The sequence below is a fragment of the Spiroplasma endosymbiont of Panorpa germanica genome, assembly GCF_964019765.1.
GTDB lineage: Bacteria > Bacillota_I > Bacilli_A > Mycoplasmatales > Mycoplasmataceae > Spiroplasma_B.
Genome location: NZ_OZ026461.1, coordinates 796,269 through 820,612, shown reverse-complemented (window position 1 = coordinate 820,612; position 24,344 = coordinate 796,269). Strand labels below are relative to the sequence as shown.

22 protein-coding genes are annotated in these 24,344 nt (G+C 30.9%); 19 read left to right on the top strand and 3 right to left on the bottom strand.

Annotated features, from left to right (window positions below):
* Positions 1-96 precede the first annotated feature (96 nt).
* From AACK87_RS03765 to AACK87_RS03745, 5 genes are read left to right on the top strand one after another with little or no spacing between them, the layout of a single operon-like run.
* Complete coding sequence (locus tag AACK87_RS03765) at positions 97-1,269, top strand: hypothetical protein (protein WP_338971757.1); 1,173 nt, start codon at positions 97-99, stop codon at positions 1,267-1,269.
* 26 nt (positions 1,270-1,295) lie between these two features.
* Positions 1,296-2,957 carry an arginine--tRNA ligase gene (gene argS, locus AACK87_RS03760; protein ID WP_338971755.1) on the top strand — a complete coding sequence of 554 codons (1,662 nt, stop codon included), beginning with the start codon at positions 1,296-1,298 and terminating at the stop codon, positions 2,955-2,957.
* A gap of 22 nt (positions 2,958-2,979) precedes the next feature.
* Positions 2,980-4,476 carry an MFS cation transporter gene (locus AACK87_RS03755; protein WP_338971753.1) on the top strand — a complete coding sequence of 499 codons (1,497 nt, stop codon included), beginning with the start codon at positions 2,980-2,982 and terminating at the stop codon, positions 4,474-4,476.
* On the top strand, positions 4,469-5,308 hold the full coding sequence (locus AACK87_RS03750; protein WP_338971751.1) for a hypothetical protein: 840 nt from the start codon (positions 4,469-4,471) through the stop codon (positions 5,306-5,308). Before AACK87_RS03755 ends, AACK87_RS03750 begins: the two co-directional genes overlap by 8 nt.
* The gene (locus tag AACK87_RS03745; RefSeq protein WP_338971748.1) at positions 5,309-5,911 is read left to right on the top strand and encodes a hypothetical protein; all 603 of its coding nucleotides are present in this window, start codon (positions 5,309-5,311) and stop codon (positions 5,909-5,911) included.
* Here AACK87_RS03745 and ispG read toward each other — a convergent pair whose 3' ends face one another.
* Positions 5,912-6,985 (bottom strand): flavodoxin-dependent (E)-4-hydroxy-3-methylbut-2-enyl-diphosphate synthase, encoded by a 1,074-nt coding sequence (ispG, locus tag AACK87_RS03740; protein ID WP_338971746.1) that lies wholly within the window; start codon positions 6,983-6,985, stop codon positions 5,912-5,914.
* Positions 6,986-7,054: 69 nt separating this feature from the next.
* Positions 7,055-7,858 (bottom strand): GNAT family N-acetyltransferase, encoded by an 804-nt coding sequence (locus AACK87_RS03735; RefSeq protein WP_338971744.1) that lies wholly within the window; start codon positions 7,856-7,858, stop codon positions 7,055-7,057.
* A 138-nt stretch (positions 7,859-7,996) separates the two neighbouring features.
* On the opposite strand from AACK87_RS03735, the gene guaA reads away from it, so the two are divergent.
* From guaA to AACK87_RS03680, 11 genes are all read left to right on the top strand, one after another.
* Entirely contained in the window at positions 7,997-9,538 is a 1,542-nt protein-coding gene (gene guaA / locus AACK87_RS03730; RefSeq protein WP_338971742.1) for a glutamine-hydrolyzing GMP synthase, read from the top strand.
* 4 nt (positions 9,539-9,542) lie between these two features.
* On the top strand, positions 9,543-11,009 hold the full coding sequence (guaB, locus tag AACK87_RS03725) for an IMP dehydrogenase (protein ID WP_338971740.1): 1,467 nt from the start codon (positions 9,543-9,545) through the stop codon (positions 11,007-11,009).
* 107 nt (positions 11,010-11,116) lie between these two features.
* Entirely contained in the window at positions 11,117-11,974 is an 858-nt protein-coding gene (locus tag AACK87_RS03720; RefSeq protein WP_338971738.1) for a hypothetical protein, read from the top strand.
* 9 nt (positions 11,975-11,983) lie between these two features.
* Complete coding sequence (locus AACK87_RS03715) at positions 11,984-12,751, top strand: segregation and condensation protein A (protein ID WP_338971736.1); 768 nt, start codon at positions 11,984-11,986, stop codon at positions 12,749-12,751.
* Between the two features lie 15 nt (positions 12,752-12,766).
* Entirely contained in the window at positions 12,767-13,327 is a 561-nt protein-coding gene (scpB, locus tag AACK87_RS03710) for an SMC-Scp complex subunit ScpB (RefSeq protein WP_338971734.1), read from the top strand.
* A 5-nt stretch (positions 13,328-13,332) separates the two neighbouring features.
* Positions 13,333-14,100 carry a pseudouridine synthase gene (locus tag AACK87_RS03705; protein WP_338971732.1) on the top strand — a complete coding sequence of 256 codons (768 nt, stop codon included), beginning with the start codon at positions 13,333-13,335 and terminating at the stop codon, positions 14,098-14,100.
* Positions 14,101-14,161: 61 nt separating this feature from the next.
* Entirely contained in the window at positions 14,162-14,794 is a 633-nt protein-coding gene (locus tag AACK87_RS03700; RefSeq protein WP_338971730.1) for a deoxynucleoside kinase, read from the top strand.
* A 129-nt stretch (positions 14,795-14,923) separates the two neighbouring features.
* Positions 14,924-15,637, top strand: coding sequence for a YebC/PmpR family DNA-binding transcriptional regulator (locus tag AACK87_RS03695; protein ID WP_338971728.1), 714 nt, complete (start codon positions 14,924-14,926; stop codon positions 15,635-15,637).
* A 31-nt stretch (positions 15,638-15,668) separates the two neighbouring features.
* Positions 15,669-16,469, top strand: coding sequence for a hypothetical protein (locus AACK87_RS03690; protein ID WP_338971726.1), 801 nt, complete (start codon positions 15,669-15,671; stop codon positions 16,467-16,469).
* Between the two features lie 94 nt (positions 16,470-16,563).
* On the top strand, positions 16,564-18,369 hold the full coding sequence (locus AACK87_RS03685) for a hypothetical protein (protein WP_338971725.1): 1,806 nt from the start codon (positions 16,564-16,566) through the stop codon (positions 18,367-18,369).
* A 91-nt stretch (positions 18,370-18,460) separates the two neighbouring features.
* On the top strand, positions 18,461-18,961 hold the full coding sequence (locus AACK87_RS03680) for a hypothetical protein (RefSeq protein ID WP_338971723.1): 501 nt from the start codon (positions 18,461-18,463) through the stop codon (positions 18,959-18,961).
* Between the two features lie 624 nt (positions 18,962-19,585).
* On the opposite strand, the gene AACK87_RS03675 is transcribed toward AACK87_RS03680, so the two are convergent.
* Positions 19,586-20,944 (bottom strand): FAD-dependent oxidoreductase, encoded by a 1,359-nt coding sequence (locus AACK87_RS03675; protein WP_338971721.1) that lies wholly within the window; start codon positions 20,942-20,944, stop codon positions 19,586-19,588.
* A gap of 142 nt (positions 20,945-21,086) precedes the next feature.
* On the opposite strand from AACK87_RS03675, the gene AACK87_RS03670 reads away from it, so the two are divergent.
* From AACK87_RS03670 to AACK87_RS03660, 3 genes are all read left to right on the top strand, one after another.
* The gene (locus tag AACK87_RS03670; RefSeq protein ID WP_338971719.1) at positions 21,087-22,070 is read left to right on the top strand and encodes a lipoate--protein ligase; all 984 of its coding nucleotides are present in this window, start codon (positions 21,087-21,089) and stop codon (positions 22,068-22,070) included.
* Between the two features lie 175 nt (positions 22,071-22,245).
* Positions 22,246-23,355 carry a pyruvate dehydrogenase (acetyl-transferring) E1 component subunit alpha gene (pdhA, locus tag AACK87_RS03665; protein WP_422397208.1) on the top strand — a complete coding sequence of 370 codons (1,110 nt, stop codon included), beginning with the start codon at positions 22,246-22,248 and terminating at the stop codon, positions 23,353-23,355.
* A complete protein-coding gene (locus AACK87_RS03660; protein ID WP_338971716.1) occupies positions 23,355-24,344 on the top strand; it encodes an alpha-ketoacid dehydrogenase subunit beta in 990 nt (329 codons plus the stop codon). The genes pdhA and AACK87_RS03660 overlap by 1 nt, the downstream gene beginning before the upstream one ends.

Here is a 24,344-nt window from a genome sequence, read left to right as displayed (position 1 = left end):
TTTAATTTGGTTTTTTTAATTTTCCGTTTTTTTGATTAATAAACTTGAAAAAATGTCAATACTTAATATATACTTAAAGTTAAAGGGATGGAAATTATGGACTTTAAAATCGGAATGGTTGTGTCTTATCACAATGAAAATTATGTCATACTAAATAAAAAAGAGATTTTGTTAGACCAACAAAACAGTGATACTTTTTTTGAAATCAAGAATTTGATTAATCAAAAAACACTTTTAATCAATAAAAACCAGTTATCTCATATAAACATTGACAAATCTCGCAGTTCAAAATCTCTCACAATTAACAATATTTCCCAAAATTCAGTTAATTCCAATTTAGATCAAACCCCAACATCGGTTAACGATAGTATAGCAGAACTAAAATCAGCTTTAGATACCACCACATCCGAGTTTATCCCAAAGCGATTACAAGAAAATACTCTACGCAATGGAAATTCTAAAACTACTTATACTGGAGTGACAAATAACCACACAGCTTTTAAAACAACTTTTGTGGAGCCGATTTCAATTACCAATGATGCGGAATTGAATCCAGTTGAAGAAGAAGATGATTTTGCACCAACAACTATGAGGATTCGCAATATTGATATCTTAGCTAAAAATGAAAAACCAACAATTATGGAGGACAAAAATCGGCTTGCCTTGGATTTACAAAGTAAAACAGCAGAAACTGAAGTATTTATTAATAGTTTTGATAACTTTGATCACAACACCGATGGTTTAAATGGGTCAAGCAGCTCTAAAAATCCTAAAAAATATCGCATCAATTTTTCACAAGAGACTAAATCGTTATTTAATCAACCTTCTGAATCGGGGAGTGATATATTAAAAAAATCTAAGGTTTTTCGTTCGTTTAAAATAATGACAATATGACTTTTGGTATTATTTTCATTAGCGATTTCATTTAGTGCTATATTATTATTTTTAGAATTGTTTGCCAAATCAGAAGTTACCAAAAAAGTTATCTTGTTCGGCCTACCGATAGTTTGAGGTCTATTTTTGTTTTACTTCTTTACATATATCGTTTATAATTTAGTTAGACAATACAAGAAAATTGCCCACTACCATTATCAGTTAACAAAAAGTAATAGGTCGATTAAAGAACTTAAAAAGCAAATCGAGGACGATAAAATTAAATTCGCTAAGTTATATAAAAAGTTTCAAGACTTTGAAACCAGATTTTATAATTTAGATGTTAATTCAAAACCAATAAAAGCAACTTCTGAAAAGAAGCAAGTCATTAATTAATAGAAAAAGAGAAGAGGTAATATAAAATGAGTAAAAATATGTTAATCGTTCAAGACGAGTTAAAAAAAGTGTTAAAAGAGTTAAAATTGGATGTCAGTCCAGTAATTGAAAACCCCAGAAATGAAACAAACGGACATTTTTCAACTAACGTAGCCTTAGCAGCAGCTAAGCAATTAAGAAAGAAGCCCCAAGATATTGCAGCCCAAGTAGCTGACAAGTTATTGGCCTCTAAAAAATTTGAATCAGTTAGTGTGGCTGGTCCTGGTTTTATTAATATCAATCTAAAGCAAGAACAAATTGCCAAAGTTGTTGAAGAGGTTTTAAAATCAAAGGAAAAATTTGGGTCAGGTCCTAAAAAGAACTTTACATATAATTTAGAATTAGTATCAGCAAATCCAACTGGATATTTACATGTGGGTCATGCTAGAAATGGTGCTATCGGTGATTCGGTGGCCAAAATTTTGAGTTTTGCAGGATTTAATGTACAAACTGAATATTATACAAATGATGCAGGAAATCAAATTAATATTTTAGCGATTACTGTCTTTGTTCACTATTTAAAAGAACTTGGAGTTAATGCTCAATTACCCGAAGATTCATATTCAGGAGAGGCGTACGAATTTGTTGCAAAGCAGTTTGTGGCTGAATATGGAGATAAGTTTAAAAACATTAGCTATGAGGATAAAAAAATTAATGATGATGAAGTTATGGAACTATTTAAAACTAAGTCAACTAAATTCTTCTTGGACATAATTAAAAAGCAATTAAATGATTTTGGAGTAGAAATTGAACATTATACTTCTGAAAAAGCAATGTATGATGAAAAACAAATTGAAAAAATGTTGGAAAGTTACAAAAAAATGGGAGCAACCTATGAAAAAGATGGGGCCCTATGATTAAAAACAACTCAGTTTAATGATGACAAGGATCGAGTACTAACTAAATCTTCAGGAGACTACACCTACATAACCCCAGATCTAGCAACTCACCAAGAACGTTTGTTAAGAAGTAAAGCGGATAAATTGGTTAACTTCTGAGGTGGAGACCACCACGGTTATATTGTGAGAATGCAAGCGGGACTTTCATTATTGGGAGCACCAAGTGATTGCCTTGATATTGATATGATTCAAATGGTTCGTCTTGTTAAAGATGGAAAAGAATACAAAATGTCTAAACGTCGCGGTACCGCGGTTTGACTAATTGATTTATTAGAATTAGTTGGTAAAGATTCTTTAAGATATATGCTTTCATCAAAAACTGCTTCAAGTCATATGGATTTTGACTTAGATATTGTTGCTAAGAAAAATAGTTCTAACCCTGTTTACTATGCTAAATATGCAACAGCTAGAAGTTTTAAAGTTCTTAAGCAGGCAGAGGAAAATAAAATTCCACAAGCTAAAGATGATTTCGGCTTACTAACAAGTGAGAAAGAAATACAAATTATGTTAACATTAGACAAATTTACCAAAACTGTTGAGTATGCCGCCAAAGAAAGAGCGCCTCACATTATTTGTGACTATGTTCAAACTTTAGTAAGACAATTTCATTCATACTACTCAGAATCAAAAATAGTTGATACTGAAAATAAGCCATTATCGAGTCAACGCACAGCATTGGTTAAATCAGTTTATCAAGTTTTATCAAACGCCTTTAAATTAATTGGTATTAATGTTGTAAACGAAATGTAATTTAGAAAAGGATTGAAAAGTAATGCAAAACTATTGAGATTTAATTTTTTTAAACCCGATTTTAATAGTAGTTGCATTAGTTTCAATTTTTTTTATGCTCAAAAACGAAAAAACTGATTTAAAAAGAAAACTGATTTACTTAGAAATATTTTTATTTTGGTTTGCAGCTGCTTTAATTATCAAGGTGGTTACGTGAGAGACCTCGCTGCATCTAGTTTTTGAAAATAGTAATCTGTTCTTTACATTAATAGTTTTCTTTGGTATAAATTTTGTAGCCATAATTTTTAAACCGATCGCTACATTAGTTACAGGAAAATTAAAGAGCAGAAGACTTTGATATTGGATATCAAATGCAACCTTATTTATGGGCGCTATCTTAGCTCTATTGAATTTTGCTATTTTAAAAGAACCAAATTTTATAACTTTGTACTTTAGTTTAATTTTAATTGGTTTTTCTCTATCGGCCAACACTTTGCACTATTTAATAGTTTGTGAACAGACTTTTTATCGTTTAAATCCCATCGGTTCAACTATAACAGTTGCCTCGATGATGTTGTTTGGTAACTTTATTGCTAATTATACTTTTGCACTTGTTAGCATTTATCAAGTTAGTTACCAAGTTCAAACATTGCTTTGCCTAGTTATTATAGCTTCAGTTTTAGCTTTTGGACTTTCATTTGTCTACAAAGAAAACTCCAACTATGTGGGAACATTTAGTTTTCAATTTCGTAGTGAGTTAGACTCATTTAAATATATTTATGTAATTTATTTATCTTTAGCAACTTTTGTTATTGTGTTCATCTCAGAAATTTCAGGAGGGTTGTTTTTTGAGGAATATTTAAAAATAATTCTGGTCAACCATAGCAAAATTTCTACCATAGAAATTTATCTACGATTGAATCAGTCACTTTACTATTTACCCCAAATATTTTTTGGATACTTAATCTATAAAATGGTTCTCCCACAAATGGGATATAAATATCATTTCATCACCAACTTATTATGTCTAGCAATTTGATTATCAATAATAGGATTTTTAAAAAATCCTATTATGATTATTCTTTTTCAATTTCTAATCACAATGGCAGTGGCTCAAATATTTTATGGACTATTTGCTCTAGCGGTTATGTGAAATTATCGTATTCAGAATTTTCCAGTAACTGGAATTGTGGCTTCTTCTGGAATTCTAGCAACTTTTATTTGTGAAGGGGTTATACGATCATTGCAAAAAAATAAGGTGTGAATATTTAACTATGATTCAGACATCCAAAGTTTAGTGGACAATCCTGATTTAAAACAAATCCAAGATCATTATTTTGTTGCTTGAAATATAGGGATGAGTATTTTAGCAAGTCTAACGATGGTTTTAATTTTAATATTTTACTTCACGATCGATAAGGTTCTAAGTAATTATGTTGATGTTAGGCAGGCTAACTTGGATATGATAAAATTAAATCATAGTCAAACGCTACAGAGAGCAGAGACTCGAATAGTTGAAAAGGAGAAAACGAATGTATAAATTAGAAAATAAAGATATAAAAGTTACTATTGATAAAAATAATATGGAAATAAGAAGTATTAAAAAGGGTTCGAAAGAATTTACCTATCAACACTCAAATAGTTGACAGAAGAACTGACCCATACTATTTCCGATTTGTGGTACTTTAAAAAATAATAATTTTACTCATAAAGATAAGGTATTTACTTTACCTCGACATGGTTTTTTCAGAGACTTAAGTAATTGGGAAATAAAAAATGAGTCTGAAGGGCAAGTGACTTTTTCAACAAAAAGTGGTAAAAAGTTTATTGAACAATATCCATTTGAATTTGAAATTGATTTCCAAGTTAAAATTGAAGAATCAAGTTTAAAAACTAATTTTATAGTTAAAAACTTATCAAAAGAAACTATGTTTTTTAGCTTTGGATATCACCCAGCATTCTTAATTAAACAAGAGGGATGCTTAACTTTTTCAAAAAAAGAAATCTTTTACACCGATAATGAAGATATGCTTTATTTAAAAAGAAATCCTGAAAATAAATTTGACTTCACTAAAGTTCAAATTAAAGACATCAACTTTAAAGGCTCTCAATTTTATTGAAGTGATCAATTACAAAGTGATTTTGTGGAATACCAAGATGACGAGAAAAGTTTCAAAATAAATTTACAGAAATATCCAGTTTGCCTTCTATGATCTGAGGATAATAAGAGTGATTATATTTGCATCGAACCTTGGTTTGGTTCAGCAGACTTTAACGATAGAAAAGATAATTTCATTTCAAATAAGGACAATATTTTAAGCCTAGAACCAAACCAAATTTGAAATGATGTTTTCACTATGGAGCTAAAGTAAATGTTAAAGATAAAAAACCAATCTCTTAAAACTGAATTCTCAAAATTTTGCCAAGAAAACAAAATTTCATCAATAAATCATAAGGTGGCTGTGGACTTTATAAATTACTTGAATTTACAAAATATTAAGCCCGATATTAGTGATTTGGATTTGATAAGTTTTATTTGTACAAGCGCCTGAATAAATAAACGCGATATTGTTAATCAAGCGGACTTGTTTGTATTAAAAGAACTTGATTTACCCGAAGAACAAATCTCTATTATTCTAAACGCCATTCAAGAAACTATGTTTTTTGAAATCAATAAAAATCTTAACACAAATTCTGATTTTAAGGATATGTTAATTGAAGCTTTGGAAAATAAAAACATTGCAAATATTAGTACTAAAAAAATAGAAGAACTCTTAATTTGAATAAACGGTCAGATAAAAATAAACAAAGACTTATTATTAAATATAAAAAATAATGACCAACTGAAATCTTGTTTTAATCAAAATGATATTCAAGATTTTCTAACACAATGAGTATTAGAAAAAAATAAAATTTTGAGATTTCAAAATTACTCATTTAGTCTAATTCTAGAAAAAATAAAATCAAGTAACTAGTTACTTGATTTTTTTATATTCATTATAGGCCTGAGTGATAATTTCCTTTAATTCAGGTACAAGCATTTCTTGGGGTACAGTTTTAAATATCTTACCTTTTTTAAAAATGATGCCCCCTTTATTACCTCCAGCAATACCAACATCTGCGTGACTAGCTTCCCCTGGACCATTAACAACACAACCAAGAATGGCCACTTTGAAGGGGAAGTGGAGTGGTTCCACAAATTTTTCAATTTCACTAACAACTGGATTCATTGAATATTCAATTCTTCCACATGTTGGACAAGCGATAACCTCAACAATATTATCATATAATCCCAAAGCATTTAGCAAACGTTTACAAACTTTAATTTCCTCAATGGGATCTTCGCTTAAACTAATTCTAATTGTGTTTCCCAATCCTTGCATTAGTAAATGTCCTAAACCAAAACTTGACTTAATAGCTCCGTTTAACAAACTTCCAGCCTCAGTAATTCCTAAGTGAGAAGGGTAATTTCATCTTTGTGCTGCAAGATTGTAAGCTTCTATTGCCATTAATGGGTCAGTCGCTTTTAGAGAATAAATAATATCATAAAAATTTAACTCCTCTAGAATCTTGATATGTTCTCCAAGGGCTTCCACCATCGCAGCAGGAGTCCAACCTAACTTTTCTACTATTTTTTTTGGAAGACTTCCTGAATTAATTCCTATACGAATAGGAATCTTTTTTTCTTGACACTTTCTAACCACAGCAATTGTGTTTTCCTTCAAACCAATATTTCCTGGATTAATTCTTATTTTAGCTACCCCAGCATCAGCTGCCATTAAAGCGAACTTGTGATTGAAGTGAATATCTGCCACTATCGGAACTGGTGATTTTTCAACTAACTCTTTTAGAGCCTGAGCATCATTAATTCCCAATACAGCAACTCTCACAATTTGACAACCTTCTTCTTGGAGTTGTTTTATTTGTTCTAGTGTTGCTTTAAGGTCGTGAGTTTTAGTAGTTGTCATTGATTGAATAATCACATTATTATCCCCACCAATTTGATAAGGACCGACCATTACTTTTCTTGTTTGCGTTCTAGTATACATTTAACCACCCATTTCCAAAATTTTACCATAATTAGAAGTAAAGAGACTAAAAAAAATTAGTTATTAAAACTAATTTCTTGTTTCATATATTTCTATATTTAATCCGGTTTTTTGAAATCCCATTTTTTTATAGATTGGAAGACCATCTTTTGTAGCTACCAGCAAGAGGTTTTCACAACCAAAAGTTCTAGCTTTTGATAAAAGTTCATAAAGTATAATAGAAGCTAGACCCTTCCCTCGATAATTACTATTTACTGTAATATCATCTATTACACAAGCTTGTGATCCAAAATAAATATTTCCTGTAGCAACAATTTTGCTGTCGTGGTAAAGGAAGATTGGTTCGCAAATATTTTGCTCATTGTTCATTTTCAGTATAGTGGCATATTTTGTTGTATCAATAACACCTTTACCAAACCCATCATCAATTTGGTCTATAAATTGGTTTAAGTATTTTGGTTCTAATTTTTTCAATTCATATCCAGCTGGTACTTGAAACTCGCGTATCACAGCCTCGCTTAGTTTCATAATCATAGCTTCATAAGTAACTTCATAATCCAGTTTTAATTCTTGAAATTGGTCTTTTGATAATTTATCCTTACTTTCAGAAAGCATCACCCAGATAATGTTTTGCCCAAGCTTGGTGTACTTTTCAATAATAGATTTACTCTTATTTTTGTCTTCTGCTGTTAACAAGGGTTTTGAATATAAGAAGTTGATCTTTAAGTTTGTTTTACTTGAATCGACCTCCAACCAATTTTCGCTTTCGTGAACCGTTTTTTTAATCAGTCCTTGATTTAAATCCGGATCGTTATTAAAACTAATGAAGTTATTTACCAGAATATCGTTATAATGATTTTTAAATTTAAACATCTTATCCCTCCACATTCATATTAGCACACATATAATAAATATTAAATTACAAAAGTTAAAATTTAATCATTAAAGGTTGTTTATGCTTGTCTAATATAATATAATTTTAAGAATATTAATGGTTTAAAAGGAGAAGTTATGATACAAACACAAATAATAATCCTAGACTTTGGTAGTCAGTATACCCAATTGCTTGCCCGAAGAATTAGGGAGAATCAAGTTTTAGCAGAGGTTTTGGACCACAGAATTTTGGCAGCCAAAATGACCGATTATCCAAATCTTAAAGGGATAATTTTATCAGGAGGCCCTTCAAGTGTTTATGAAGAAAAATCTTATAAAATTGATCCAGCTTTTTTTGATTTGAATTTACCAATTTTAGGGGTTTGCTACGGAATGCAATTAATAACTAACTTATTCGGGGGAAAAGTTGAACTTGCAGATAATCAAGAGTTTGGTAAGGCAAAGTTGTTCTTAGACAATCAAAGTAATAAGTTATTTAAGGGAGTTCCTGACAAAAAACTTGTTTGAATGAGTCACGCCGATCACTTGACTAAAATGCCTCCTGAGTTTATTCAATTAGCACACTCAGATTCAAGTGTAGCGGCCATTATGCATAAAAGTAAAGAAATTTATGGAATTCAATTTCACGCTGAGGTAACCCATTCAGAATATGGGGGAACCATGATTAAAAACTTTGTTTTTGATATTTGTAAGGCAGAGGCAAACTGAGAAGTGAGTTCTTTTATTAATCAGACAGTTGATTTAATAAAGGATAAGGTTAAACAAGATGAAGTAATCCTGGGATTATCTGGGGGAGTTGATTCTAGTGTGGCTGCAGCACTAATTTCAAAAGCAATCGGAAGTCAATTAACTTGTATTTTTGTGGATACTGGATTATTAAGAAAAGATGAAGCTAAAAAAGTTTTAAAAACTTATCAAGATAACTTTAATATGAAAATAAAAATGGTTGATGCTTCTAAGCAATTTTATCAGGCCCTAAAAGGTGTAACCGATCCAGAAGAGAAGAGAAAAATAATTGGAAGAGAATTTGTCGAGGTATTTAACTCAGAAGCCAAAAAAATGAAACAAGCTAAGTGATTAGCTCAAGGAACTATTTATCCTGATGTTATTGAATCAAGTTCTCCAGATCACGCTTCTAAAACCATTAAATCTCATCACAACGTTGGGGGTTTACCCGAAGAAATGGGATTAAAATTACTTGAACCAATTCGCGACTTATTTAAAGACGAGGTTAGAAAAGTTGGTTTAGCTTTAGGTATTCCTGAAGTTATGATAAATCGCCATCCTTTTCCTGGTCCAGGACTTGGTATTAGAATTATTGGAGAAGTCACTAAAGAGAAGGCTGATATCTTAAGAGAAGTTGATGATGTTTTCATTAATGAATTGTGAAAAGCAGGTCTTTACAATCAAGTAGATCAAGCTTTTGCAGTATTGCTACCAGTAAAAACTGTTGGTGTAATGGGCGATAATCGAACTTATGATTACTTAGCAAGCATTCGCTCAGTAAATACAATAGACTTTATGACAGCAACCATTTCTCACTTACCATGAGATTTTATCGAAAATGTAGTTTCTTTAATTATTAATAATGTAGATCACGTTAACCGAGTAGTTTATGATATAACATCAAAACCACCAGGAACAATAGAATGGGAGTAATAATATGACAAACGATTTAAATGGTAAAATTATAGCAACAGGTATAACTTTTGATGATGTTTTGCTAGTGCCAGCAAAAAGTGAGTTAATTCCAAGTGAAGTTAACCTTCAGACTAAACTAACAAATAAAATAACTTTGAACATTCCGTTCCTATCTGCTGCAATGGATACAGTAACTGAATCTAAATTAGCTATCGCTATGGCTCGCGAAGGTGGAATGGGGATTATTCATAAAAATTTATCAATTGAAAAACAAGCAGGAGAAGTTGAGAAAGTTAAGCGTAATGAGTCTGGTTTCATAAATGACCCAATTACAATCGGCGAAACTACAACTATTGCGGAAGCTGATAAATTAATGGCTTATTATCGAGTATCGGGTTTTCCAGTAGTTGATAATCAAGGCTTTTTAATTGGTATTATTACTAATCGAGATATAGCAGCTGCCAACTCATTTGAAGATAGTGTTGACTCAGTTATGACTAAAGATAACATAATTACAGCTAAACCAAAAATCTCTTTGGACGAGGCAAAAAAAATCTTAATTAAAAACAGAATTGAAAAACTACCAATAGTTGATGAAAAAAATAAGCTTGTTGGTTTAATTACAACCAAAGATGTTAACAACCGCAACGACTATCCAAACGCTTGTAAAGATAGTCAAGGACGTTTACGTGTTGGAGCAGCTGTTTCAACTGGAAGTGATACTTTGCAAAGAGTTGAAGCGCTTGAAAATGCTGGTGTTGATGTTATTGTTGTTGATTCAGCCCACGGACACAGTAAAGGCATAATTGAAGTTGTAGCTCAAATTCGCAAAAAATTCCCAAATTTGGATATTATTGCAGGTAACATTGTTACTAAAGAAGCTGCTCAGGACTTGGTTGCGGCGGGAGCCAACTGTGTTAAAGTAGGAATTGGACCTGGAAGTATTTGTACTACTAGAGTGGTGGCTGGAGTTGGGGTTCCTCAAATCAGTGCTATTAATGATGTAGCTTCTTGATGTATTAAAAATAACATTCCTGTAATTGGGGATGGAGGAATTAAATTTTCTGGGGATATTACCAAAGCCATCGCTGCGGGAGCCAATTGTGTAATGCTTGGAAGTGTTTTAGCTGGAACTCAAGAATCACCAGGAGAAGAATTAATTGTTAATGGTAAGAAATATAAAACCTATGTGGGAATGGGAAGTATTGCCGCTATGAAACGTGGAAGCAGTGATCGTTATTTCCAAAAAGATGCTAAAAAATTAGTGCCTGAAGGAATTGAAGGTAGAGTTGCTTTCAAAGGGACTGTGGGAGAAGTTTTATTTCAGTTAATCGGAGGCTTAAGAGGCGGAATGGGCTACACTGGTTCTAAAAACATTGTTGAACTGAGAGATAAGGCCAAATTTGTTAAAATAACTAATGCAGGTCTAAAAGAGTCTCACCCTCACGACGTTGAAATAACTAAAGAAGCGCCAAATTATAATATGTAAATATTGAAAATCTTTTATTAAGTTGAAAGATTTTTTTTGACCAAATACGCCATTATTGGTGAAAGTTCATTAGCTATAGTCTATAATAAAAATAGAGGACAATTGTAATGAATAAAAACTATAAAGATTTCATGACCTTAAAGGATGTTAATGACAACCTGACTAGGTATCCAATGAAGTCAGCAGAATTTAAAAGCACAATTAGTAAAATAACCAATTTTGTTGACCAAGAAGTTTTCTCAAATGATGAACTTGTTTTTCAATTGGCTCAAATTAGTCAAAAAAGTGGTCGAGATTTGGACATTAATTTTAAGAATGAATTTGACGTTGAAAATGATTTAGACTTAATATTTGACAATCTAAATTACTGCAAGGAAATTTTGGAACGATGCTTGTTTCAAAAAACTGTTTTCTTCAATTTTATGATATTTACAGAGGTCAAATCTATGGTAAGATATTACTTGGAAAAGTCATATCGCTATGAATCTTTAAGAGATTATAAAAAGCTATTTAAGATAAATTCTGTTCAATTTCATGAGCAAAATGAAATGTTTAAGTATTTATTTTCAATTTTTGATAAACTTGCCTATATTATTAATCACCTGAATTTGAAGTATTTTAAAAACACTAATTTTGATAATAAGGAATTGTCATTAAAATTTTTTATTAATTTTGCCAATGATGCCAGCAATTTTACCAAAACTGCTCAAGATCAAGAAACGTTAGTAAAAGGATTAAATACAATTAGATTTTCAAACGCTTGGCATTACGTTAGAAAGTTGCGCAATAATCTAGAGCATGATTTTGCCGACCCATCATCACAATATAACATTAATTTATCGATAATTTTACTTTTTATTATAATTGGTAGATGTATGTTGCTTATTAATGATACATTCAAAGATGACGCAGAAATTAACAATATTTTAGAGTATCAACAAAAGTTAATTAAAAACCAGAATTAGGAGAATATTATGAAAATTTGAAATGAAGTTAAACTAGATAATTTTACCGGTCCTTTGGATTTGCTTTTGCACTTAATTAAGGAAAAGAAAATTGGTATTTTAGAGGTAAATCTAATTGAACTTTCAAATCAGTATATCGAATATATCAACTCATTTGTAGAACTCGATATAGAAATTGCTAGTGAATATTTGGTAATGGGGGCCTATCTGCTAGAATTAAAATCTAAAACTTTAATACCAAAAGAAGAGGTTAATTTAGATGATGATTTTGAGGAAAACCAACGTACTGAACTTCTGGGCCGTTTAGTAGAATACCACAAAATTAAGCAAACATTAGATTTTTTTAAATTAAAACAAGCTGAATATATGCAGACTCATTCAAAACCCAAGTCAATTGTTAAGGTTTTAAAAATAGATGATGATGAACTGCCGTTAGCACCAATTAATATTGATTTAAACAAGTTTGCTAATATATTTTTAAAGGCAATCGAGAAAAATCAATTAAAAACACCAAGTGTTAAAACAATCACCAGAAAAGATATCTCACCAGAATTTATGAGTGCTCAGATTGTTAAAATATTAGAGTCTGATAAAAATCGCGTTTGATTATTAGAGGATTTCTTGATAGAGCAAGAATTCACGATTCAGATGCTTGTGGCAAGTTTTTTGGCAATTTTAGATTTAGCCAAAAACCAATTTTTATCAATAAACCAATTTGAAGACGATATTCATATCCAATATCAAAATAATAGTTTAGAATTAAATGTAGATGCTTAAGAAAGGACTGAAAAAATGAACATACAAAAAATAATGGGAATTATTGAAGGTTTATTATTCATTAGTGGAGATGAAGGAATTGGTGAAGACTATATTCACTTGATTTTAGAAAACGAAGATGAAACCACAATCCAAGAAGCGCTTCAGAAATTAAAAGAAAAGTATCAAAACGATAATTCCTCAGGATTAGATATTCAAAAATTTGCAGGAAATAGACATAGAATGACAACTAAGAAAGTATATCACGACTATATGGTTAAAATGGCCAATATCAAATTAGAATCAAAGTTGTCTTCGGCTTCAATTGAAACTCTATCGATCATTGCCTACAAGGGGCCGATTTCTAAGCCAGAAATAGAACAAATTCGTGGAGTTGGTTGTGACCAAATTATGCATAAATTAAAAGTGCGTAACTTGATTAAGGAAATGGGTAAATCAGAATTGCCAGGAAGACCAATGTTATATTCTGTTACCAATGATTTTTTAAAACTTTTTAATTTAAACAGTTTATCAGAATTACCAGAATTACCAACCAGTGAGGATGGACAAGATACAGACATCTTTAATAGGGGGTAATCACAATGGAAGAACGTTTACAAAAGATAATAGCAAATCGTGGCTACGCCTCTAGACGAAAAGCTGAGGAACTAATACTGGCTGGAAAAGTTCAAGTAAATGGAATTGTTGTTAAAGAACTGGGAACTAAATTTCCAGTTGATGCAAAAATTACCATTTCTAACAAAGAAGTTATTTCTAGTGGGGAAAAAGTTTACTACTTATTCTATAAACCAAGATTAGTATTAACAACAATGAAAGACCCCAAAAACCGCCCAACAGTGGCTGATTATTTTGAGAATATGAGTGAAAGAGTTTATCCTGTTGGTCGTCTGGATTATGATGTTTCAGGTTTGCTTATAATGACCAATGATGGGGATTTTGCAAACTTTGTAATGCACCCGCGTTATGAATTTACAAAAACTTACCAAGCACTTTGCAAGGGTAAAGTTTCTAAATTTCAAGTGAAGCAATTAACTCGTGGAGTAACAATAGATGAAGATTACAAAACTAAGGCAATTGCCTCAAAATTAATTAAATATGATGAGGATAAAGATGTCTCTGTGATTGAAATGACAATTGCTGAGGGTAGAAAACATCATGTTAAGAAAATGCTAATAGCAGCCGATATTTACTTAGTCAAATTAAAAAGAACTAAGATTGAATTTTTGGGAATCGACAACTTGAACCCGGGAACTTATCGTCCTTTAAAACCGCATGAAGTTAAACAATTCTATGGTATTTTCACAGCCGTGAGAAGAAAAGGGGATAGAGATTCAAATATTAATAAGTAATGAATTAAAATTAGTTAGTATTGAGTTATAATAAAAAAAAGTTAAGAAATGAGGATAATATATGAGAATAGCACTTTTTGGAACTGTAGGAGCTGGTAAATCGACAGTATCAGAATATATTAGTAAAAAAATTGGCCACGAGATTTTTCCCGAACCAATTGACAACAACCCTTACTTTGAAGCTTACTATGAGGATATTAAAAACAATGTTTTTAAAATGCAAATATTCATGTTAGCAGCTAGAAGTAAACAACTTAAACAAGCACAACAATTAAAGAAAATAATATTTGATAGAACAATTTTAGAAGATCCTATTTTTATGCAAGTAAATCATGATTTAGGAAACGTCAATGATGTGGACTTTAAAACTTACAATGATTTTTATGAAAATGTGGTTTTACAAACTTTATCAATTCCTGATGAAAGAGTTAAGTTCGATATTATTGTTTATTTAAAGGTTTCAACAGATAAAGCGATGGAAAGAATTAAAACTAGAGGCCGCGACAGTGAAGGGCTAATGGGTAGAGAATACTGAGAAGCCTTAAACAACCGCTACAACGATTTTTATCAAAAACATAAGGCAACTTTCCCATTCTTTGTGGTTGATGCAGAAACAGATGACATGGATGCTAAAATGGAACTAATTATGAATCAAATTTATAAAATGGACCCAAGCTTAAAACCTAAGAAATAGTATTCAAGAAATTAAACCCAAACTAATTAGTTTATTAGTTTGGGTTTTTTATTTAGTTTCAAATAATTTTTCTCTGTTTTAAAAAATATTATATAATAAATTAATAGTCAAAGAAAGTAGGATTTATTAATGGGAAGAGCACATGAAGTTAGAAAAGCTGATATGGCAAAAACCGCAGCTATGAAGTCTGCGATTTATGGAAGAGCAGCTAAAGAAATTTATATGGCAGCCAAACAAGGAGGAGTTGACCCTAATGCCAACTTGGCTTTACGAAGTGCAATTGATAAAGCGAAGTCAAAACAAGTCCCAACAGATACAATTGAGAGGGCTTTAAAAAAGGCCGCTGGTTCTGATAGTGAATCATTTATTTCTAATCGTTATGAAGGTTATGGACCGGGTAATGTTGCTATAATTGTTGACTCTCTGACTTCAAATGTCAATCGTGCAATTGCAGAAATAAAGGACGTATTCAAAAAAAATGATGGTAAAATTGGGGTTTCAGGATCAGTTTCCCATTTATTCCAATCAGCTAGTGTTTTTGCTTTTGAAGGTTTTGATGTAGAAGCTGTTTTAGAAGCTATGATGGAATTTGAAGCACCAGTCAATGATGTTGTTAAGCAAGGTGACTTAACTTTTGTTTATGCTACTTTTGCTGGATTTAACCAGGTTCGCCAATGCCTTGACAAAATAGGGGTAAGCGAATATAAAGTGGCAGAAACCACAATGTTAGCAAATGATGAAGTAGTAATTAATGATGAAGAGAAAAAGAAAAATTTTGAGAAATTAATTGATAGACTGAACGAATTAGAAGATGTTCAAGATGTCTATCACAATGCCGCATAGATATTTCTTTCTTTAGAAGGGAGAATTCAAAATGAATAACTTAAATAGTATGAATTTAATTTTGATAGTTGCTTTGTTATCAACAATTGTATTTTTATTAAGTATTCGATTATATTTCTCACTTTATTATTCAAGAACTGAAGTTCCCTTAATCAAGTCAGCTGATATAAATATTTCAAGTGCCAAGATTGAAGAGATGATTCAAAAATTTCAGTTTTATACCAATTGCACTGATTTGAAAATTATTTATGAAAGGGATGTTCCCTATGTTAAAACTTTTTGTAATTTAAAACGTAAGAAGAAATTAATTTTAATTCCGATTGTTACTTTCAACTCAGTGGGTTATGAAATTGATTATATTTTAGGACAAATATGAATAGCATCAAAGATTTATAATAGGAATACTAACATAATGAATTACCGCAGAGTTGTGGTAATAATTCCAATCTATTTTAGAGTAATCTATTACTTATTCATGTTTTTTTCTTTCGCTTTATATATTCTTGCAAAAATAAATTTTGAGGAAATAATTTTGCAAAATAGTTTTCTACTTTTTTTATACAGGGTGCCGGTCCTTTCATTAACTTCCATATCTGCTTTTATAGGAATAGTTATCCTATTTCTGATGGCTCAGAATTTAAAAATTAGCCTAGAAGATTACTATGAAATGGAAGTTTCAATTTTCGTAAAAGATCAAATGACGGGTTATAAAAGTGATTATCTAGCAGCTAGAGTTTATTCACGATCAATTCCTTATTTATTAATCCCAACTTTTAGAATTACCAAAAATGTTGAATTTATGAAATATTTCGGACCTTTTGCGATATTTTAAAAGATATTCTCACACACATTTTTCAAAGCTCTGGCTCTTGAAAAATGTGTGTTTTTAATATAATATTAATATGTTATAAATAAAGGGAGAAATTATGAAAAAATTATTGGGAATTCTTGGAACAGCTTCGCTTGTTGTTGTTTCACCACTAAGTGTTGTGGGTTGTGAAAAAAAACAACTTAAAAGAGAATATGATTATCAACAAGCACTAAATCAGTTTATTTCTGAGACAACTGTTATTTTTGATACTGGCATTATAGAGGCATTTAAGCCTTATGCTTTAATATCAGAGGAAGATTATCTTAAACCCTTAGGATTATCAATTCAAGATTTTATTGATCACGAAGAGGACATGAAAGATACAAACAGCGATTTTTATAAAAAAGTATCAGCAGGTATTTACCAAATTATACCAAATGAGCAAATTAATGCCAATCTTGTTAGAGAAGTTTCGACTAACATTAACTTTAATCCAGTACTACTTGATACAGGAACTCCCTTAAAAGATGGAATTCAAATAGATAGTATTAAAGTAACTCAAAATGATAAAAATTTAAAAATTGTTGTTGGAATTAAAACGTTAATTTACTACAAAGAATTTAGCGGTGAGAAAACTAACCAACCTCTTTCAACTCAAACAACAATTAATGTCTTTAGGAGTAAAACTACTGCAGAAAAAGCTAAAGAAATTACTAATAGCTTTACTAAATTAGTTAATGAAAAAATGGCTAATGAATATTTTATTGAAAGTGATAAAGGTGATTTATCTCAAGTAACAGAACAAATTTGAAAAGATAGCGGTTTGAAAAATCAAATTAAAACAAGAATTGAGGGTCTCAGTGTTAACCCCGATATTCAAGAAATTAGTTGATTTGATTTTGAGAAAAAAATTGATTCAGCTTCTTCAATTGATGCAGGTCGGTATGTAAGCCAAGTTAAAATCGGAAGTCTTAATGAAAGAGTCGAAGCCTTAAATCAAGCTTTAACAGGTAATGAAACTTCTGAAGATAATGTTTTAAGAAATCTTTATAATGATCAAACTGGGGATTGGTTGAAACCATTAGTAACTAAATCAGAGGAAGAAGCCGAGCTTGATAATGCCATTATTGACAAAAATATGGACATTTCTAAATCAATAAATCAATTCAACTTAAAAAACAATATTAATGATAGTCTTGTGCTGCAATCTTTAATTTCATCAAATAATTCAGCCTTTGCCATTGATACTGTGGGTGGCGAAGATCAAAGAACAATTGCGGCCTATTGTTATCAAATTAGTGGAATAAAATTTAAATTAGAAGGGGGAATCTACGAATTTCCTGATTCAACCATATTTATCAGACAAAAAACAACTAAAAAATCAAGTAAAGAATTATACGAGAATTTTATTTATTACTCATTTTTATACCAACAAAAATTATTTAATTTAAAGGGACAAACAGTTCTAAGTGATTATTGGAACCAACCATATCGCTTTCGCTTCGATGAAAAAATAGATCCTAATTGAGACTTAGGATACTCGTCACCTATCTCGTTTACTCAAGATAAATGTAATAAATTATTTAACAATAGGGAAGCGGATCTAATTGCGGAGAAATTAAGCTTGAAATCAGCATTTGAAAGCGACGAGACTGGTGATTTACCAAAATATGTTCAAAGTTATTATTCTCGAGAAACATCTCAAATTTATAGAGTTCATTTTTTCAACGATTACTTCACCGAAAGCAATCATGTAACTTTAAAAACTTACTTCTTTTCATACGGAGATTTGACCCGAAAAACTGTTACTTTCTTTTTTGATCAGCATCCAGGTAGACAACAAACCTTTATCAGAAAAAAGAGAAAGAAAACAAATAAAGAAATAAGAATAACCAAATCAATGTTCAACTACTATAATTAAATTAAAAATTTATTTCAAAACCCCTTAGATTATCTAAGGGGTTTTGAAATTATACAAGTGGGAGACTTTATGAAAAAATTATTAACAATTCTTGGAGTATCTTCAACTGTGATTTCATCTCCTTTGAGGGGTAGTTTGTTGTGCTAAAAAAGAGGCTAAACTAGATTTCGATCATCAAGTTGTTAATGAATTTATAGCAGAAGTAACAGCTATTTTTCAAACAGCCATTGCAGAATCATTTAAACAATATGAATGAGTTTCTGAAGATGCTGCTGTTCATCCTTTATATTTAACAATAAAGGTTTTTGAAAATCATGGCGAGGATTTAAAAGATAGAAATAGCAATGTTTTTAAAAAGGTTTCAACTCCTATTTACGAAAATATTTCCGGTGAAAAAATAGCTTCTAGTATAGTTCAAGAAGTGACCACAAATATTAATTATAATGGAATTGTCTTAGATTCAAGTAACCCGCTAAGAGATGGAATCCAAGTTGAATCAATTGACGCCGTCCCAAAAGAAAAAAATATTACTTTAGCAATTGGGTTCACTAGCCTAGTTTATTATAAGAAAAGAAAATGGCAAAGCACATAATAGAGAATTTCTACAACTGCAAATGTAAATGTCTTAATTGACAGAACAACTTTGGAGTAGGCTAAATCTATTGAGATGATTTTAAAAAATATATTGGATACCTGAATATCAAGAACTCTTATATTAACGAAATCAAATGAACAGGTTCTGAAAAAATTTCATAAAATGGATTGGCAATTGATGCAGAACGTTAGGATAGTGTTGCTAAAATTGGGGAATTTGATGAAAGAGCAACTGCGCTTAGCGAAGCTTTGGTGGGTGATGCAGAGTATAAAGAAAAAGTTTTAAGAAATTTTGGAAATGATTAGACAGGTGATCGATTAAAACCATCTGTTTCAAGATTTGATAAAGCAAAAATTTTAGATGATGCAATAGAACAAGATTCGGGAATGTCAAATCCAATAATAAACAAATTAAAAAAAATAAATCAATGTTAAACATAAGATTCTAACCGTGCTTACCACACGGTTTTTTATTTATTAAAAATAAGGTAGTTAGTTTAAAATATTGCCATTTTAGACAATTAAAAACATCTATAATAGGATTTCTGGTATATCTCAACCAAAGCCTTATTAATAGATGTTTTTAAAATCTGATAGCATTTAATAATTTCTAATTAAAATATTATTTTTTAAAATAATTTAGACCTAAAACTTCAAGACCAGCTAGAGTTATAAAATTATAAGGCTTATTGAAGTGAGGTAAAAAGAAGATGTCAACTAAAGGAAGTTCGTCAATTGTTAATCCTTTTTGAATTGCTAAGGAAAACATGTACATAACTTCGGTGTGGTTGGCTAGAGAACCGATTTGAGCTCCAATAATTCGGCGAGATTTTTTCTCTCAAATTATTTTGATTCAAACTTGGTTATATGTTTCCATGAATTCGGGTCTGTCATTATCTGTAAACATTATCGAATCATATTCAACCTTATCGGCTTTACAAGCAGTTTCGCTCATTCCGACTCCTGCTAAATTTCATCCAAAAACTGATATTCCGTTTGCCCCTGCAAAACCACTTGAAGGTAATTTATTCCCATTTGTAATGTTTAAGGCTGCAATAATTCCGGTTCTCACAGCTGTAGTGGCCAAGGCCAAGTAAGATTTTTTACCAGAAGCATAATTCAACACCTCTACACAATCACCAATTGCATAAATGTCTTTATTTGAAGTTTGCATAAATTCGTTTGTAATAATTGCCCCATTTGCTGCTAAATCAAGCTTACCTTTGAACATTTCGGTTTGAGGTTTAAATCCAACGGCTCAAATTACCATATCAACTTGATAAGTTCCCTTGTCGGTCACAACTTCAGTTACTTTACCATCTTTTCCATTGAATTTTTTTACCCCTTCATTTAATTTCAGGGTAACCCCAGTTTTTTTCATATCAGCTTCTACTAGATCTGTAAATTGGTGGTCATAATATCTTGGCATAATTCTGTCGGCCACATCAATTAATATTACATCTTTACCGTTTGCGGCAAAAGCATCTACAAGTTCGATCCCAATATAACCAGCTCCAATTACGGCAATTTTTTTAATATTTTTATTTTGATTAGCTTCATAGATTTTTTGTCCATGTTGGAATATTTTAACAACATTAATTCCTTCTAAGTTAATACCCTCGATTGGAGGGATTATTGGTCAACTACCATTTGCGATGATTAGTTTATCGTAATTATCATCAAATATTTCTCCTGTCTCTAAGTTTTTAATACGAACAGTTTTTTTAGCTTCATTTAATTCAATCATTTCATGACGCATTTTTACTTTGATATTTTCTTGCTCCAATATTTCAGGTGAGGCATAAAATAATTCTTTTTCATCTTTTACATCGCCTTTTACTCATAAAGCGATACCACAACCTAAAAATGAAATATTATCATTTTTATCATAAGTAACTATCTCCATAGTTTTATTGGTTCTTCTAAGCGTTCTAGCTGCTGTTGTTCCGGTATGATTAGTACCGATAATAATAGTTTTCATTTGAAAGTCTCCTTTTGTCTACTGACATTATTATAATAACACTTTATTATAATAATCTCCGTATAATATTATTTAAATTAGAAATTATTATCATTTTTTTACCATAATGGTAGTATAATTTTTGAAAGAGAGGAGTTAATAAATGCATTTTTTAAACAACAAATCAGTAGACCCTTACTACAATTTAGCAGTTGAATCAACACTTTTAGAACGAGATACCAAAGATGTTATCTTTATTTTATGGCAAAATGACAACACCATTGTAGTTGGAAGAAATCAAAATACTTATCAAGAAATTAACCAATTAAATTGTTTTAATGATAAAGTTAATATTATTCGTCGTATTTCTGGGGGTGGAGCGGTTTACCACAATTTAGGAAATTTGAACTTTTCATTTATCCTTAATGTTGATGATGACTCACCAAAAACTTATGAAAAAATTTTAGAACCAGTAATTGAAGTTCTAAATAAACTCAATGTAAATGCTAAATTTTCTGGCAAAAACGATATTGTAGTGGAAGGCAAAAAAGTTTCAGGTAATGCCCAATGCCGCTATAAAAATCGGTTACTACATCATGGAACCCTTATTTTTGATATGAATTTGGAATTAATTGGTAAGTATTTAAATGTGGATGAACTAAAGATTAAATCCAAAAAGGTTCAATCAGTGCCATCAAGAGTTGCTAATATTAAAGATTTTTTACCGTTTCAGCTTAGTTTAGCAGATTTCAAAGAAATGTTAATTGAGGAGATATCCAAAAGTTTTGAAGAAATCAAATTTAGTGAAGCAGAATTAAACCGTATCAATGACTTGAGAGAAAATAAATTTATAACAGATAATTGAAATTTTCAAGAAAAAGAAGAATTTGATTATACAAAAAAAGCCTACTTTGAGTCCAAAGGCTTAATTGAGGTAAACTTAAATATTAAAGATGACAAGATTATTCGGGCAAAATTCTATGGTGACTTTCTGGGAAACTCAGGAACTAAAAAAATTGAAGATTTATTAATTAATGTAAATTATAAAGTGGATGTAATCAAACCGATAATAACTGACGAATTAGTTGTTGATGTTTTTGGGGAGAATTTTACAGTAAATGAAATTATCGAATTGCTATTTAACTAATTTCTACACTAAGGATAAAACTCTTAGGGTTAAAAAAGGTAAAAATAAATCAAATAACGAAAAACAACCAAATAATCAGAAACAAAACAACAATCTAATAAATAACGCCAAGGTTTTGATTACCACTAGAGAAGAAAATATTACTGAAAAAATCAGTGTAATGAAGGAGAAAAAAATGAAATTTTTTGAAAAATATGATTCAGCCAAAAATCAGCGCGTTGAAATTCTAGATATTGATGGAAAAATAATTAATGAAAGTTTACGACCAAAAGAACTAACAGATGAAAAAGTTCTAGAAGCTTACAAAATTATGAACCTATCTAGAAATCAAGATAATTATCAAAACAAAATGCAGAGACTTGGAAAAATGCTGTCTTTTCTAAGTTCGACAGGACAAGAGGCTGCCGAAGTTGGTTACGCTATGCAAGTTAATAAGGGTCAAGACTGATTCGTTGGCGCCTATAGAAATAACGCCGCATGATTAACTGCTGGAATTCCAATGAGAAATATAATGTTGTATTGATCGGGAAATGAAATGGGAAATGTAACTCCAGAAGGAATCAATGTTTTACCAGTAAATATTCCTATTGCTACTCAATATTCACATGCCTCAGGAATTGCGTTTGCAGAAAAGTATAAAAAAACTAAAAACGTAGTTTTAACTACAACAGGAGATGGGGGAAGTAGTGAGGGTGAATTTTACGAAGCTATGAACTTTGCAAAACTTCACGAAGTACCTTGTATTTTTATGGTTGAAAATAACCAATGAGCCATTTCAACTCCTAGAGTAAAAGCTACTAAAGCAATTAACTTTGCCATTAAAGGTATATCTGTAGGAATGAGAAACATTATTGTGGATGGAAATGATTTATTTGCTGTTTACGCTGTTGTTCAAGAAGCAATTGCCTTAGCTCGTGAGGGTAAAGGACCAAGTTTGATTGAGTTTGTAACTTATCGTCTTGGAGCTCACTCTTCATCTGATGATCCAAAAGTTTATCGTCCCGAAGATGAATTTCAATCTGCCTTAACTAGAGATCCTTTAATTAGAACTAAAAAATACTTGGAAAGTAAAAAACTATGAGATGATGAAAAACAAGCTCAACTAGATAAAGAACAAGAGGAATTTATCAAAGCAGAATTTAAATGAGTTGTTGAAAACAACAAAGTAGAATTAATTGACATTTTCAAATATAACTATGAGAAAATGCCAGACCTATTAGAAGAACAATATCAAGAAGCAAAAGAGCATTTTGATAAACACGGTTATGAAAGAGGTGGACACTAATGCCAGCATTCAATAATATTCAAGCATTAAACCATGCTTTAGAAATAGCTATGGAAAAACATAGTAATATAGTAATTTACGGAGAAGATGCCGGTTTTGAAGGTGGTGTCTTTAGAGCAACCGTTGGTTTACAACAAAAATTTGGTGAATCAAGAGTATTTGATGCCCCAATTGCAGAAGCTACCTTAGCAGGACAAGCAATTGGAATGAGTGTTGCTGGAATGAGACCAATTGTGGAAATGCAATTTGAAGGTTTCTCTTATCCAGCATTGCAAAATATTTTTACCCACGTAGCTCGTTTTAGAAATCGTACAAGAGGACGCTGAACTTGTCCAATGGTAATTCGTATGCCAATGGGTGGAGGAATTAGAGCCTTGGAACATCACTCTGAAGCAGTTGAAGCAATGTTTGCTCATTGTCCAGGTCTAACTGTTGTAATCCCATCAACCCCCTTTGACACTAAAGGATTGCTACTAGCAGCCATTGAATCAAATGATCCGGTAATCTTTTTGGAACCAACTAAAATTTATCGAGCATTTAAACAAGAAATCCCAGAAGAATATTACACTTTACCATTAGGAGAAGCTTATAAAATTCAAGAGGGAGATGACTTAACAATCGTTACTTATGGAGCTCAAGTGGTTGACTGTGAAAAAGCTGTTGAAGCTTATAAAGCGGAAAATCCTAACGCTACAATCGAATTAATTGATTTAAGAACTATTCAACCATGAGATAAAAAAACCATTGTTGAATCTGTTAAGAAAACTGGAAGACTATTGGTTGTTCATGAAGCTGTTAAATCATTTTCAGTATCATCAGAAATCATTGCCAGTGTTCAAAATGAATGTTTTGAGTATTTAAAAGCTCCTTGTGAAAGAGTTACAGGATATGATATTATGATTCCGTTTGATGCTGCAGAGTACTTCCATCAACCAGACACTAATAAGATTGTTGATAAAATTAGAAAAATAATAGAATTTAGATTTTAA